Here is a 15,402-nt window from a genome sequence, read left to right as displayed (position 1 = left end):
CGGCTCTGGGGAATGGGCCGCTCCCGCTTTATGGGGCTGGCTCGAACCCATGTACACTTTACACTCGCAGCTATCGGATGGAATTTAAATAAGGGCGAAAGGTTTCGAAAAGCCTATGGGTAAAGCGACTAAACAACCCAAAATGATCTCTTTGTGACAACGAATAATGTGTAAAGCCTTTGCTCGAAGCCAAAAGCATTACACATTATTCGTAAATTACTCAGATAAAGACGTTTTGCTGAGGTCTCAACTAAAGTTGAGTACTTTGACATTCAAGGGTATTGTCAATTCTAATATCTGTAATAAATCATCACACAGGTGATTTGGTTCTGTGCATCGTTTCTAGGCGGTGTGCAATTTGGAGGCATCGTCGGGACTCATCTATGCAGGATAGCACAGCAAAAACGGTACTCGTTGTTGAAGACAACGAACTCAACATGAAGCTTTTCCATGATTTGCTGGAGGCGCAGGGGTATAACATCCTGCAATCCAAAGATGGTATGGAGGCGCTTTCAATCGCTCGGACACATAAACCTGATCTTATCCTCATGGATATCCAGTTACCCGAGGTTTCAGGACTGGAAGTCACGAAGTGGTTGAAAGAAGATGATAATTTACGGGCAATTCCCGTAATTGCCGTAACGGCGTTTGCCATGAAAGGTGATGAAGAAAAAATCAGGGAAGGCGGGTGCGAAGCCTATATTCCCAAGCCGATTTCAGTTACCAAATTTTTGGAGACTGTTGAGCGTTTCCTGAGATAGACCTGTAATCGATTAGTGAAAGAGTACGATATTCATGGCGGCAAGGATTCTGGTCGTAGACGACATACCTGCTAATGTCAGGCTTCTCGAAGCCAAGTTGATGGCAGAGTATTTCGAAGTTATTACTGCTTCTGATGGCCAGTCAGCCCTAGATATAGCCGCCAAGGAAATGCCTGATATCATCCTCCTGGATGTAATGATGCCTGGAATGGATGGATATGAAGTCTGTCGACGCCTGAAGAATGATCCCAAGATGCGCCACATTCCGATCGTCATGGTCACGGCTTTAAGTGAAGTCAGTGACCGGGTGAGAGGTTTGGAAGTCGGTGCGGATGATTTTTTGACCAAACCTCTGAATGATGTCGCTCTCTTTGCCCGTGTCCGGTCCCTTGTTCGTCTGAAAATGATGACAGATGAATTGCGAGTTCGACAGGAAGCATCCTCCCGGTTTGCCTCTCTGTCAGGTGCAGATGCTGATGATGAAGCTGCAATTGCGAATGCAAATATCCTTTTGGCAGAGACAAATGATTTAACCGCAAGCAAGATTATGAATTTCCTGCGCGAGCTGGATCATAATGTTGATCATGCGAGAAAACCATCCGAAGTGATCGATCTGGGGAAGGAAAGCAGTTATGATCTGTTTATTGTTGCCCTTGATCTCGGCGGAGAGGATGGCTTGAGGCTTTGTTCCCAGCTCAGAGCCCATGAAGAGACCCGACACGTTCCTATCTTGCTTGTGCTTGAAGAGGAAAACCTCTCCCAGCTTGCCAAAGGTCTGGATATCGGTGTTACCGATTATCTGGTTAAACCGATTGATCCCAATGAGCTGCGCGCCCGTTGCAAGACGCAGATCAAGCGCCGCCGCTATCATGATCGTTTGACTGATATCCTCAAGAAGAGCGTTGCTCTGGCTTATACCGACCCCTTAACAGGAGTCTTCAATCGCCGTTATATGAACGCGCATCTGGATCGTGCTGTTATGGAAATTGCCGAGACGGCAAAGCCTGTTTCGGCGTTGATGTTTGATATTGATCATTTCAAGAACGTAAATGACACCTATGGACATGCGAGTGGCGACGAAGTGCTCAAGGTTCTTGCCCGACGTGTTACAGATGCGATCCGGGACTTTGATATGCTGGCCCGCTATGGTGGGGAAGAATTTGTCGTTGTTATGCCCAGTGCCACAACAGAACAGGCCTTTACGGTGGCTGAGCGTATCAGGATGAGGATTGGAGAAACACCTATTGAAATACCAGGCTCCTCAACGCCGCTGACGATTACAGTCTCAGTTGGGGTCGCGACGACCTCGGATCCGATGGAGATGGCTGACAGTCTGCTTAATCGTGCTGATATGGCTTTATATGAGGCGAAATCTCTCGGCCGGAACTGTGTGTGTGTGGAGCATTCCGGGCCGACAGTAAGTGGCTTAACAAACACCCCTTAATAAGAAAACAGGCTGTTATGCCAGAAGTAACCGGGCCCTGAAGTAGACCAAGGAGGGTCGGCTTCGGAGGCTGCATTCAATGCGCACAAAAAAGGCTGCCGAAGGGCAGCCTTTTTTCGACCTGAAATGAATCAGTCTTATTTCATTTTCGCTTCTTTGAAAACAACGTGCTTGCGTGCGACTGGGTCGTACTTACGCAGCTCGAGTTTTTCAGTAAGCGTGCGCGGGTTTTTCTTGGCAACATAGAAGTAACCAGTGTCCGCGGTGCTTACCATGCGAATCAGTTGTGTAGCCGGTTTAGCCATTGCGAAAATCCTTATCGCGCTAACAGTGAATATTACAGGGCCGAAACATAACGTTTTGAGCCTTTGAGTCAAGCCCAGAAACATCTTTTTATCTTCTTATTGTACTGCCTCTGGTAACTGGGCATTTACTTCTACGCTCTCATCGGCAATTTCTCTTGCTTTTCCACGCTCTAGCTCACCTTTGGCAAGAGACAAAAGTGCAGGTGTCGTCAACAGCATTTCCGCCACATCCTCTTCCAGATCGGATGGCTGGGCACTTTGCGGGCAGGTTGCTTTAAGTTTTTCGAGTGCATCTTCGTCTTCAGGCAAGAGCGATAATGTACGTGTCTCACTCGAAATCGGGAGCGTCCCTGATTTTAACTGGGCAATAACGTCGTCTACTGTTCTGGTATTGGATCTTGTTGTGCAGATATCAGGAATAATACCCCTTCCTTGAATTGCATACCCGGACGGCGCGTGAAAACGGGCCCAGGTAACGGCAATCTCTGAACGATTAGGAAGCTCGAAAACCTTCTGCACGGTTCCCTTGCCAAAAGAATTGCTTCCGACGACGATGGCTCGTTCGGAGTCTTGCAATGCAGCAGCGAGAATTTCCGAAGAAGAGGCCGAGTAAGCATTGACCAGAACAATAACCGGTAATCCCTGGGCAAAATCGGTGCTGTGAGCATCGTTATACTGGTGACTGTCAGGATGCCTTCCCCGGGTTGAGACGAGAGTGCCACTGGGAATAAAAAGGTCTGCAGCAGAGATTGCCTCGCTCAATAATCCGCCGCCGTTATTTCTGAGATCGAGTATATACCCCTTGAGATTTTTGCCCATTTCCTTCTGGGCTTTACGAACCTTGCTCCGCAGGCTGGTTGTTGTTGATTTGTTGAAGCCGGAAATCTGGATATAGGCGATGTTATCATGAGGGGTATAGGTGATTGTCTGGATAACAATACGTTGACGGGTCACCTCGAATGTCAGCTGCTGTTGCTTCAAGGAGGACTCGGCTTCTTTACGAAGAACAGTCAAGCTGACGCGAGAGTTTTCCGGCCCCTTGAGCAAATGAGTTATGCTGTCTTCTGAAAGCTTTCTGATGTCGCTGTGATTGACCTCAATGATGATGTCGCCTGCTTTAAGTCCCACAGATTCTGCGGGTGTGTTTTCCATCACAGAAATAATGTGAGCGCCCTGTTCTTCCTTTACATAGCGGATACCCAGTCCACCAAAACCGTTTCGGCTGTCCCGATTATTTGTCGCCTGTTCAGGAGCAGAATAGCGGGAAAATCGATCCAGTTCCCCGACAACACCATCAAATACAGCAAGATAGATTTGCTCACCGGTTGCTTGCTGAAAATCAGGAGATTGTTGTTTGACAGACTCGATTGCAGAAGCTGTCAGCAAGGCCCAGGAGCGGCTGTTGAGATTATCTGGATAACTGTAGCGCGACAGGGGGACACCATCATAGCTGACGGTTAGTGCATTGCCACTGTCGAGAATTTCAACATCGGGGTCTATGGTTGAAAGATTGTCCAAACCAGCCAAAGCCAGTCGGGATACATCAATCTCATCAATATAGTACTCCGTTACGTAATCAAACCCTTGGGAAAACAGGCTAGTGGCCGTTTTCTTGTCGTAAATCTGATTTGACGGATGATAAGGAGCACTGCAGGCTGTGATCAGAAATAACAGAGCCAGACGGGAGATCCAGCGGCGCAGGAACAAGGGACTTTTAAAACTGCGCAAGCTGAAAAATGAGCAAAAGGGCATGAACCCTGTCTCCTACCTGTTGTCTGTCGAGAGTCTTAAGGGATTTCAATGCCTAGCATAAAAAGAAATGTAGTTAAAATCAAAGCTTATCCATTGCCTGATCAGATGGAGGAGCTTTCCAATTCAAAAAAGGGGAGGAACCGTGAAGTTAATCTGCCCGGCGGTTCCTTGAACGCTTCTTTGTTGTTCCGGGCTTTTTAAAACCTGATTTTCCCGCAGTTTTGTTACGAGAAGAACGTGGGGACCGTTTTCTGGTATCGGACGTGCCAGAAATCGAGTTTTCGTTATCGCCATCTTCGACCAGCCGGAAGGCAATCCCGCCCGAAACCGGGTCTGATTCTGTGACCCGGACCATGACCTTGTTGCCAAGATGGTATTCCCGCCCCCAGCGACGTCCTGTCAGGATGTGCTCTTTTTCATTGTGGATGTAGTAGTCATCAGGAAGCTGGCGCATGGGGACCAGTCCGTCAGCCCCTGTGTCATCCAGAGTAATGAAGAGTCCTGCCTTGGTGACGCCGTTGATCTTTCCGGGAAATATTTTTCCGATTTTGTGCGAGAAGAAAGATGCCGTGAAACGGTTGATCGTGTCTCTTTCTGCAGCAGCAGAACGTCGCTCTGTTGCTGAGATGTGTACGGCAATATCGTTAAATCTGCTTTCTTCTGCATCGGAAAGGCCGTCACTGCCGAGCCCAAGTCCTCTGATCAGAGCCCGGTGTACCATCAGATCTGAATAGCGCCTGATCGGGGAGGTAAAGTGACCATAACGTGTCAAGGCAAGGCCGAAATGGCCAAGGTTTTCCGGGTCGTAACGAGCCTGACTTTGAGCACGAAGAATAAGTTCGTTGACCAATTTGGCTTCGGGAAGATCTGCCGTGCGCTCCAGAACTCTTGTGAGGACCTTGGGTGTAATGACCTGTCCTTTGGCGAAAGAAACTCCCATACCGTGCAGGCTGTCGGCAAGGCCTTCAATTCGTGCAGGGTCCGGTGATTCATGGACACGGTACATGCAAGGCTGCCGACGATGTTCGAGCTCGATTGCCGCGGCGACATTCGCCATGATCATGAATTCTTCAATCAGCTTGTGACTTTCCAGCCGTTCCCGCTTGATAATCTCGGTGACTTCGCCGGCCGCATCCATACGGACCTGAAATTCCGGAATATCCAGCTCCAGCGTTCCTCTGGCATGTCGTGCCTTAAGCAGGGATTGATAAGCACCTTCAAGAGGTTTTAGTGCCGTCGCCAGCAAAGGTTGGCTCGTACTGTCAGGACGGCCATCCAGTGCCTCCTGTACCTGTTCATAGGTTAGACGTGCCCGGGAGCGCATCAGGCCGCGAACAAACTTGTGTTTGACCAGTTCTCCCGTACTGTCAAGCCAGAGATGGACAGCCATGCAGGGACGGTCTTCGTCAGGATTAAGCGAACACCAGCCATTGGACAGCTCTTCGGGAAGCATCGGGACCACCCGGTCGGCGAAATAGGTTGAGTTGCCCCGGTTCTGTGCTTCTTCGTCCAGAGGACTGCCGGGGCGGACGTAATGAGCAACATCGGCGATCGCGACCAGAATGTGCCAGCCTTCTCCTTCGTCCAGAGCTTCAGCCCAGACGGCGTCATCAAAGTCCCGCGCATCTGCCCCGTCAATGGTGACCAGGGGAATATCGCGAAGGTCGGTGCGTTTGCCAAGTGTAGCCGCCTTTGCTGCTCTGGCTTCTTCTACGGCTTCAGGCGGAAAGACATTTGGAATGCCACGTTCATAGATGGCAACCAGACTGAGGGCGCGCGGGTTATCAATGCCACCCAGACGTTCGACCACCTGGACTTCTTTGAGGCCCTTGCGAGAACGGCCTTTCCTTATTTCACAAAGAACCAGTTCACCATGGGTTGCCTCTTTGGCATATTCCGGGTTGAGAATAAAATCACTCTTGGCTTTTTTGTCGACCGGCCGGACAAAGCCGCCTTCTTCGGTGACCTGGTAAATCCCCAAAATTTTCAGCGCTGCCGTTTCAAGCTTGCGGATCGGGATTGCCTGATAGCTGTTGTTGTCCAGCCGCTTGAGTTTGCCCAGAATTCTATCCCCAACCGAGAGATCAAACTTGCTCTTGCGTTCCGGAATCACATAGATGCTGGGAGGGGCGTGTTCTTCCTCCCATGAGGCGGGCACGGCAACTAGTTCGCCATCACCGTCGATGCGGGTAATCTCGACCACGAGAACGGGCGGGAGCCTGCCGTCGAGATTGTTTTTCTTTTGACGGGCTTCCCGGCCAAAATGACCGTCATTTTTTAACTCTTTCAACAGCGCCTTGAGCGGTATCTTGTCTTCACCCCTCAGGTTGAAAGCACGGGCAATCTCCCGTTTGCCGACAGCGCCGGGAGATTGCTGGATAAAGTCGAGCACCGCTTCCTTGGTAGGAAAGGGCGGGGTAGTTTTATTTGATGTCACGCCCTGATCCTAATCAATTGTTATGCATCTGTTTCAGCTTTTGCAGCCGCTGATTTGGCGGGTGCTTTTTTTGTAGTGGTCTTCTTAACAGCTGTTTTTTTTGCGGGAGCTTTTTGGGCTGCAGGTTTCTTGGTGGTCGTTTTTTTGGCAGTCGCTTTTTTTGCAGGAGCTTTTTTAGCGGCGGCCTTTTTAGCCGCAGGTTTTTTTGTGCCCTTTTTCTCCATCTGCCTGATGAGAAGCTCTACAGCTTCCGCCATGGTAAGGTCTTCTACTTCCTTGTCTTTGGGCAGGGAAGCATTGACCTTGTTCCACTTTACATAAGGCCCATAACGACCGGAATGGATTGTTACATCGACACTGTCGTCCGGATGAGCGCCAATGGTGCGCAAGGCTGCTGCCGCACCCCGTTTGGGAGCTTCCGCAATCAGGGAGACTGCCCGGTTGAGGCCGATGGTCAAGACGTCATCGTCCTTGGCAAGGGACTTGAAAACCGAACCATGTTTGATGTAAGGGCCAAAACGCCCGATCCCGGCGATGATCATCGCTCCGTCTTCCGGGTGCGGACCTATATCCCGGGGCAGGGAAAGCAGGCTTTGGGCCTGTTCAAATGTCACATCGCTGATGGCAATGCCTTTGGGAATGGACACGCGTTTGGGTTTGGTCTTTTCAACGGCTTCGCCCAGCTGGACGTAGACGCCGTAAGGGCCTTTACGCAGGGTAACGGCAAAACCTGTTGCCGGGTCAGTCCCAAGTTCTTTGGGTTGGGAAAGATCGTCCGGGCCACCTTCGCCGTCCGGCAGGGTGAGAGGGCGGGTATAGCGGCAGTCGGGGTAGTTGGAGCAGCCGATAAAGCCCCCGGTTTTACCAAGTTTTATCCCGAGGCGACCTGACTCACAGGTCGGACATTCGCGGGGATGTTTTGCTGTTGGATCTTCGGGGGTCGGGAAGAAGTGGTCACTGAGATCTGCATCGAGAGCTTCAATCACTTCGGTGATGGTCAGTCCCTTGGTTTCTGAAACGGAGGCATGGAAAGCATCCCAGAAGCCACGGAGTACTTTTTTCCATTCGGCTGACCCGGCGGAGATGTCATCCAGCTGGGTTTCTAGATCGGCGGTGAAATTGAATTCGACGTATTTGCTGAAAAAATTGCGCAGGAATGTCGTGACAATTCTGCCGCGATCTTCGGGCAGGAAGCGCTTTTTGTCGATGATGACGTAGTTGCGGTCCTGAAGAACCTGAATCACAGATGCATAGGTTGATGGTCGGCCAATGCCGAGTTCTTCCATCTTTTTAACCAGGCTGGCTTCGGAATAGCGTGGTGGTGGCTGGGTGAAATGCTGTTCCTTGAGGATTTCCTGACGTTCCGGACGGTCCCCTTCGGTCAGTTTCGGCAGGCGACGATCATCGTCCTGCTCGTCCCTGGAGTCATCCTTGTCTTCCTGATAGAGCTTGAGAAAACCATCAAAGCGCAGTACCGAACCATTGGCCCGCAACACGGCCTTGCCCAGAGCGACATCGATATCCACGGCGACCTGGTCCAGCACAGCGCTTTCCATCTGGCTGGCAGTGGTCCGGTTCCAGATCAACTCATAAAGCTTCTGACTTTCCTCGTTGAGATACTGCACGGCGTCTCTGGGAAGCAGAGAGAAGTTGGTCGGGCGGATAGCTTCATGCGCTTCCTGGGCGTTTTTGGCTTTGCTTTTGTATTCCCGGGCGTTGGCCGGGAGATAATCCTTGCCGAACTGCTTTGCAATCAGCTCGCGGCTGGCGGTAATGGCTTCGGAGGAAAGGCTGACACCATCTGTACGCATGTAGGTGATCAGACCGACTGTTTCGCCGCCAAGATCAACACCCTCATAGAGCTTTTGCGCGATCTGCATGGTCCGGGTCGCCGTGAAACCAAGTTTGCGCGAGGCTTCCTGCTGCAGGGTTGAGGTCGTGAATGGGGGTTGAGGGTTACGTTTTGTCTGTTTGCGATCGACTGTTTTAACGGTGAAGCTCGCAGCTTCTTCCAGTGTTTGCGCAGCAGCATTGGCAGCCAGCGCATTTCCAAGATCGAACTTGTCGAGTTTCTGTCCATCAAGATGGGTCAGGCGCGCAGAAAATTTCTGGCCGTCCGGGGTCGCAAGTTTGGCTTCGACACTCCAGTATTCCTGTGGTTTAAATATTTCGATCTCTGACTCACGATCACAGATCAGGCGCAGCGCCACGGACTGCACACGTCCGGCAGAACGGCTGCCCGGAAGCTTGCGCCAGAGAACCGGGGAGAGGGTAAAGCCGAAGAGATAATCCAGCGCCCGGCGGGCGAGATAGGCTTCGACCAGTTCCATGTTCAGTTCGCGCGGCTGGGCAAAGGCGGCCTGGATTGCAGTCTTTGTTACCTCGTTGAAGACAACGCGGGATACCTGTTTCCCGACGAGTTTTTTACGTTTCTGCAGTTCTTCGGCAATATGCCAGGAAATGGCTTCACCTTCGCGATCCGGGTCGGTTGCGAGAATCAGCTGATCGGCTGATTTGAGCGCCTGGATAATATCTTTCAGACGCTTTTCAGAATTGCTGTCAACCTCCCATGACATGGCAAAATCTTCGTCCGGTGCGACGGACCCATCCTTGGCAGGGAGATCGCGCACGTGGCCGTAACTGGCGAGAACCTGATAGTCCTCTCCGAGGTACTTGTTAATGGTTTTGGCCTTGGCGGGAGATTCTACGACAACAATGTTCATGGCTTCAGGTGTTACCTACATTAATTTTTTATAATATCGCCAACAGCATGTTGACGTAAGGTATCTGCTGTTCGAACGGCTGGATTATCCGACAGCAAAAATACTCATGAAATCAGGGCGACCCGGTTTCCGGGCTGCCATTCAACCAGTCCTGCCAACTCAAACTCAAGCAAGATACTGTTCAACTCTGCGGGCGACAATCGGCTCTGCCGGAGAAGATCGTCAACACATACCGCGCTAGGACCTAACAATTCTTTTACATAAAGTCGAGCGTCATCGTCGGATGGGGACAGATTTTTCTTTTTTGAGGCAGGATCCAGTCGTTCTTCGGTGAAGGATTTTGTTACGGGCTCAGCCACGAGACCGGGCAGAAAAATTTCCTGGGCTGTTTGAGGTGTTCGAGAAATAACAGGTGGATCAAATGGCCTTTCCAGAGCCTCTATGACATCCAGGGCGGTTTCAATCAGACTTGCGCCCTGTTTGATCAGTTGGTTTCCACCTTTGCTGCGCGGGTCAAGGGGGCTTCCGGGAACAGCGAGGGTTTCACGCCCCTGTTCCTGGGCAAGACGGGCGGTGATCATCGAACCGGATTTAAGCGATGCCTCGATGACGATCACGCCACGGCTCATACCGGAAACGATGCGGTTGCGACGGGGAAAATGTCTGGCTTGCGGTTCGCTGCCCAGGGGCATTTCCGAAACCATCACCCCCTGTTCCCGAATGGCCTGATAGAGTTTTGTATTTTCCCGTGGATAGATAATGTCAAGGCCGCCAGCAACCGCGGCAATGGTGCCTGTTGCCAGCGCTCCCTCATGGGCGGCGGTATCTATGCCTCTGGCCATACCCGAAGCAATCAGAAAACCTGACTGTCCCAATTCTCTTGCGAGATCCTGGGCAATGTTCCGACCATTGGCTGACGCGTTGCGGGCACCAACAATGGCGACGGTTCGTTTCTTTAAAAAAGCGGGGTTACCCATGACCTGTAGCAGAGGAGGGGCGTCGTCTATATGGGCAAGCAGAGGGGGATAGTGTTCTTCGCCGCGGGCGATCAGCTGTGCCCCAAATTTCTCCAGCGCCTTCAGTTCTTTTTCAGCCTCTTTTTTCGGGAAGATATCAATCTTGCTCTTGCCGGACTTCGCGAGGGAAGGAAGGGCTCCAAGAGCATTGCGGGCAGAGCCGTAATACTGCAGCAGCTTGTAAAAGGTGATCGGGCCAACATTCGAAGAGCGAATGAGCTGCAGCCATTCAATTTTTTCTTCGAGTGTTGACGGGGGGGTAACACCGTATGACATGCCCATCATTTGGGAGGTAATGTACAGATTAGTCAAGTCCTGGGCATGACCTGTGGGATTTTACTCTCGGGTATGTTCGGTATAAGCTGGAGCTATTTTTTACCGATACGGGGTTCCTGACCCTTGAGAAGCCGGGAAATATTCTGGTGATGTCTGGCCCATACAATGACGGCGAGAAGGGCGGTCAGCTCTGCCATCTGAAGGTCTCCGTGCAGAAACCAGACGGCCAGCGGGGTGGCAAGCATGGCCAGCAGGGCAGAAAGCGACGATATTCTGAAGACCAGGGCAGTCACAAGCCAGGTCAGACAGGCAACAAGACCAACCTGCCAGGAAAGCGCAAGGACAACGCCAAGTGTGGTGGCCACGCCTTTACCACCCTTGAATTTCAGCCAGACCGGAAAGAGGTGGCCCAGAACTGAGCCCAATGCGGCAATGAGGGCGAGATCAGGTCCCCAGAGGGCGGCTAGGATAACGGCGAGAGCACCCTTGCCGCTGTCACAGATCAGGGTCGCCAGGGCAAGCCCCTTGCGCCCAGTGCGGAGAACATTGGTTGCGCCGATGTTGCCGGACCCTATTTTCCGGATGTCACCAAGCCCAAAAAGCCGGGTAATAACCAGCCCGAAAGGAACCGATCCCAGTAAATAACTGCCAGCAAAAGCAGCAATCAGATAGGGGGCGGCGTGACTCCAGGAAATGGGATCAGGCATGGGGCGGGTTCCTTAAGGCTGCTTTAGCTCTTGTTGTCAGTTTTGTTCGGTTGCCCGGTCATAGATTGTCCGGCCATCCACAACAGTTCGCAGGACTTTTCCCTGGGCCGGAAAACCGGTGAAGGGCGAATTCTTTGATTTGCTGCGGAATTTTTCCGGGTCAATGAAAAACGGGCTGTCGGGGTTGAAGATAACCAGATCTGCCGGGCTGCCAATCGCAAGGGTCCCTGCAGTAATCCTCAGAATTTTTGCGGGCTTGCAGGTGACTAGAGCCAGGGTTTCCAACAGGCTGAGAGCCTTTTTGTGATAAAGCTGCAAGGCCAGCGGGAAGAGGGTTTCAAGTCCGACGATCCCAAATTCCGCTTGGGCGAAGGGCAGGCGTTTTGAATCCTGGTCATGCGGGCTGTGATCGCTGGCAATGGCGTCGATTGTACCATCAGCCAAGCCTTCAAACACCGCTTCGCGGTCTGCTTCCGATCGCAGAGGCGGGGAGACCTTGGCAAAGGTACGGTAATCCAGCACCGAATTTTCGTTCAGACAGAAGTAATGCGGAGCCGTATCACAGGTCACGGCAAGGCCGCGTGCCTTGGCCTTGCGAATAACATCGATGGCACCGGCCGTTGAGATATGCGCGGCGTGATAGCGTCCGCCCGTCATTTCAACCAGTCGGATATCACGTTCGACCATGATGATCTCGGCATGGACGGGGATGCCGGACAAACCCATGCGGGTGGCGATCTCGCCGCCGTTCATCACGCCTCCGGCGAGGGTTGGTTCTTCAGGATGCTGGACAATCAGGGCATTAAAGGTTTTTGCATAGCTCAAAGCCCGGCGCATGGTCTGGGCATTGGCAATAGCTTTGGTGCTGTCGGTGAAAGCTACAGCGCCGAATTCTGTCAGCAGGCCAAACTCTGTCAGTTCCTTGCCTTCGAGATTTCGGGTGATTGCACCGTAAGGGTAGACCTTGACCATCTTGGCTTCGCGGGCGCGGCGGGCGACATATTCCACAGCGGCAACATCATCGAGAACCGAGGAGGAATCCGGCAGGGCGGCGATAGAGGTAATGCCTCCTGCTGCAGCGGCCTGTCCGGCGGTGACGATGGTTTCCTTGTGCTCTTCCCCCGGTTCACGCAGGTGAACACGCATGTCCAGTAATCCCGGGGCGAGACACTGACCTTCACAGTCAATAACCTCAATTCCTGACGGGACACCGCCCTTGAAAAGCTGCGGGCCGAGGTCGGCAATTTTTCCGCCGTCACTTAACAGCGCGCCTTTGACATCAAGTCCTGTCGCCGGGTCAAGCAGACGGGCGTTGATAAAGGCGCGTTTTGTATCTCTGTCCGACTTGCTCATGCGGCGGGCTCCTCGTTAAGAGTGCCCTGGGTCAGGGCATGCAGGCAGGCCATACGCACGGCAACACCCATTTCAACCTGGGTTCTGATCAGGGAGCGATCAAGATCATCCGCCAGTTCACTGTCGATTTCCACGCCACGGTTCATCGGGCCGGGATGCATCACCAGCGCATCTGGTTTGGCCATGGCGAGTTTTTCCTGATCGAGGCCAAAATAGCGGAAGTATTCGCGGGTCGAGGGAACAAAAGATCCCTGCATCCGTTCGAGCTGAAGACGAAGCATCATCACGATATCGCAGCCCTCCAGCCCTTCTTTCATATTATGGAAGGTCTCGACACCCATGCGGTCGACCGCAGCAGGCAAAAGGGTTGGTGGCGCAATAAGGCGGACTTCAGCGCCCATGGTGTTGAGCAGGTGAATGTTGGAACGGGCTACCCTGCTGTGGGCGATATCACCACAAATCGCAACCCGCAGGCCATAGAGATCTCCTTTGCGCCGACGGATGGTCAAGGCATCGAGCAGGGCCTGGGTCGGGTGTTCATGGCTGCCGTCGCCAGCATTGATCACCGAGCCGTTGACCTTCTCCGACAGCAGTTTGACCGCGCCAGAGTCAGAATGTCGCACGACCATGACATCGGGATGCATGGCATTCAGCGTCATGGCGGTATCAATCAGGGTTTCGCCCTTCTTGATCGAGCTGGAGGCCACCAGCATGTTGATCACATCAGCCCCCAGCCGTTTGGCAGCAAGCTCGAAAGACGTCAGCGTTCTGGTGGAATTTTCGAAAAAGAGATTAATCACCGTGCGACCACTGAGAAGATCGGTGGTTTTTTTCACGGCGCGGTTCTGGTCAACATAGCCATCGGCCAGGTTGAGCAGGTAGGAAATCTGATCAGCTCTCAGGCCCTCTATACCTAGCAGGTGCCCGTGGTTGTTTAAGCCAGCAGCGATCGTTTCAGCGTATGTCGTCATTAAAGCGGCAATATGTCATTGATGATGCGTTGATGCAATCTGTCTGTTGGGATTCGGTTGCTCTGTTTATTCCATTTGTTCAAGTTTATCCGCCGATTTTGCCAGTTTACGAATTATATTGTTTTGTTCTTTTTAAATCGGGTCATTTCCTGTTCGGATAACTCTGCCAGTTCTGACAATACCTCCACTGTATGTTCGCCCATGCGGGGAGGGGCTTGGCGGTAGTCAACAGGGGTTTGCGAGAATTTCATCGGGCTGCCGATCAGGTCTACTGTACCACTTTCCGCTTCGGGATGGGGCAGGGAGATTTTCATCTCGCGGGCCGCGGTTTGCGGGTGGGCAAAGGTGCCCTTCATGTCATTGACCGGACCACAGGGCACCCCAAGAGGCGGCAGGTTCTCGATCCAGTCCGCCGAGGAACGGGTTCTGGTGACCTCGTTGATGAGAGGGTAAAGTTCTTCCCGGTTTCTGATGCGGTTCTGGTTGGTGCTGAAGCGGTCGTCGTTGATCAGTTCTGGACAACCGGCAAAGTCGCAGAATTTGCGGTACTGCCCGTCGTTGCCGATAGCGAGGATAAAGTATCCGTCGCTGGAGGGGACAACGTTGTAGGGCACGATATTGGGGTGACCGTTGCCCAGACGCGGAGGGAGTTCGCCTGAGGTTAGGTAGTAGAGCCCCTGATTGGCGAGCCAGGCGACCTGGGTGTCAAACAGCGAGACATCGATAAACTGGCCCTGGCCTGTCTTGCTGCCTCCGGTCATGTTCCGGTGATGCAGCGCGGCGAGGATTGCGTTGCTGGCATACATACCGCACATGAGATCAACAATGGCAACGCCGACCTTCATCGGTTGTCCATCGGGTTCGCCCGTCAGGCTCATGATGCCGCCCATACCCTGAATCAGGAAATCGTATCCCGCCTGGGGGGCATAGGGGCCGGTCTGACCAAAGCCGGTGATCGAGCAATAGATCAGCTGCGGAAACTCTTCCTTCAGGTCTTCATAAGACAGGCCATATTTGGCGAGGCCGCCGACCTTGAAATTTTCCACCAGAATATCGCATTGGCTGATCAGCTGTTTCGCCAGCTTTTGCCCGTCCGGCTGGGAAATGTCGAGACTGACGGAACGCTTGTTACGGTTGGCCGAGAGATAGTAGGCACTTTCACTGGTATCTTCGCCTGCCTTGTCTTTCAAAAACGGCGGACCCCATTTACGGGTGTCATCCCCTTCGCCCGGGCGTTCTATCTTGATCACATCTGCGCCCATGTCGCCGAGCATTTGCGTGCAACTGGGGCCAGCCATGATGCGGGAGAGATCAAAAACACGAAGGCCAGAAAGAGGGCCGCTGGAAGTGGTCATGAGTTTTCCTGTCGTGTTTTTTAAAGAACTGTGGATGATCAAAACTGGAAAGAGTTTTCTCTTTGTTAAGTGTAGTAAATACCGAGGGGACCATGCAATGGGAGGTGAGATATTATCCGGATTTTGTCATCACATCTTTCAGCTTCGCTCTCAAATGGTTGGCAGTGAGTGGACAAGATGGATAGACGCTCGCGATATTACAGAATTCTGTAATGCCATCCAGTTATTAAATCAGGGTTTTTTGGGCTTGATTATTTATTTCTGAGATGGATTATCATTCTCATCTTATTGCCAGGGTTGGA

Annotated in this window: 12 protein-coding genes; 3 read left to right on the top strand and 9 right to left on the bottom strand. The window is 52.2% G+C overall.

Annotated elements, in window-relative coordinates; all coding sequences use genetic code 11:
• The first annotated feature begins 383 nt into the window (after positions 1-383).
• Both B152_RS0116510 and B152_RS0116505 read left to right on the top strand, forming a co-directional pair.
• The gene (locus B152_RS0116510; protein WP_020593543.1) at positions 384-761 is read left to right on the top strand and encodes a response regulator; all 378 of its coding nucleotides are present in this window, start codon (positions 384-386) and stop codon (positions 759-761) included.
• A 34-nt stretch (positions 762-795) separates the two neighbouring features.
• Positions 796-2,205, top strand: coding sequence for a PleD family two-component system response regulator (locus B152_RS0116505; protein ID WP_020593542.1), 1,410 nt, complete (start codon positions 796-798; stop codon positions 2,203-2,205).
• A 137-nt stretch (positions 2,206-2,342) separates the two neighbouring features.
• On the opposite strand, the gene rpmG is transcribed toward B152_RS0116505, so the two are convergent.
• The 9 genes from rpmG to B152_RS0116460 all read right to left on the bottom strand — a co-directional run bounded on the left by rpmG (position 2,343) and on the right by B152_RS0116460 (position 15,100).
• Complete coding sequence (gene rpmG, locus B152_RS0116500; RefSeq protein ID WP_026261645.1) at positions 2,343-2,510, bottom strand: 50S ribosomal protein L33; 168 nt, start codon at positions 2,508-2,510, stop codon at positions 2,343-2,345.
• Positions 2,511-2,606: 96 nt separating this feature from the next.
• Positions 2,607-4,262 (bottom strand): S41 family peptidase, encoded by a 1,656-nt coding sequence (locus B152_RS24110; RefSeq protein WP_020593540.1) that lies wholly within the window; start codon positions 4,260-4,262, stop codon positions 2,607-2,609.
• A 148-nt stretch (positions 4,263-4,410) separates the two neighbouring features.
• On the bottom strand, positions 4,411-6,699 hold the full coding sequence (rnr, locus tag B152_RS24105) for a ribonuclease R (RefSeq protein ID WP_033406693.1): 2,289 nt from the start codon (positions 6,697-6,699) through the stop codon (positions 4,411-4,413).
• 20 nt (positions 6,700-6,719) lie between these two features.
• Entirely contained in the window at positions 6,720-9,422 is a 2,703-nt protein-coding gene (topA, locus tag B152_RS0116485; RefSeq protein WP_020593538.1) for a type I DNA topoisomerase, read from the bottom strand.
• 104 nt (positions 9,423-9,526) lie between these two features.
• Positions 9,527-10,750 (bottom strand): DNA-processing protein DprA, encoded by a 1,224-nt coding sequence (gene dprA / locus B152_RS0116480; RefSeq protein ID WP_211212228.1) that lies wholly within the window; start codon positions 10,748-10,750, stop codon positions 9,527-9,529.
• Positions 10,751-10,806: 56 nt separating this feature from the next.
• Positions 10,807-11,421 (bottom strand): glycerol-3-phosphate 1-O-acyltransferase PlsY, encoded by a 615-nt coding sequence (gene plsY, locus B152_RS0116475; protein WP_020593536.1) that lies wholly within the window; start codon positions 11,419-11,421, stop codon positions 10,807-10,809.
• A 36-nt stretch (positions 11,422-11,457) separates the two neighbouring features.
• Complete coding sequence (locus B152_RS0116470) at positions 11,458-12,774, bottom strand: dihydroorotase (RefSeq protein WP_020593535.1); 1,317 nt, start codon at positions 12,772-12,774, stop codon at positions 11,458-11,460.
• A complete protein-coding gene (locus B152_RS0116465) occupies positions 12,771-13,745 on the bottom strand; it encodes an aspartate carbamoyltransferase catalytic subunit (RefSeq protein WP_020593534.1) in 975 nt (324 codons plus the stop codon). Before B152_RS0116465 ends, B152_RS0116470 begins: the two co-directional genes overlap by 4 nt.
• A 113-nt stretch (positions 13,746-13,858) precedes the next feature.
• Complete coding sequence (locus B152_RS0116460; protein WP_020593533.1) at positions 13,859-15,100, bottom strand: CaiB/BaiF CoA transferase family protein; 1,242 nt, start codon at positions 15,098-15,100, stop codon at positions 13,859-13,861.
• Here B152_RS0116460 and B152_RS0116455 point away from each other — a divergent pair.
• Positions 15,099-15,365 (top strand): hypothetical protein, encoded by a 267-nt coding sequence (locus B152_RS0116455; protein ID WP_020593532.1) that lies wholly within the window; start codon positions 15,099-15,101, stop codon positions 15,363-15,365. The two genes, B152_RS0116460 and B152_RS0116455, sit on opposite strands and share 2 nt — an antisense overlap.
• The last annotated feature ends 37 nt before the right edge of the window (positions 15,366-15,402 follow it).

The sequence above is a fragment of the Kiloniella laminariae DSM 19542 genome (assembly GCF_000374005.1).
In the GTDB taxonomy this organism is placed as follows: Bacteria; Pseudomonadota; Alphaproteobacteria; order Kiloniellales; family Kiloniellaceae; genus Kiloniella; species Kiloniella laminariae.
This window is presented reverse-complemented; position numbering and strand designations above follow the sequence as displayed.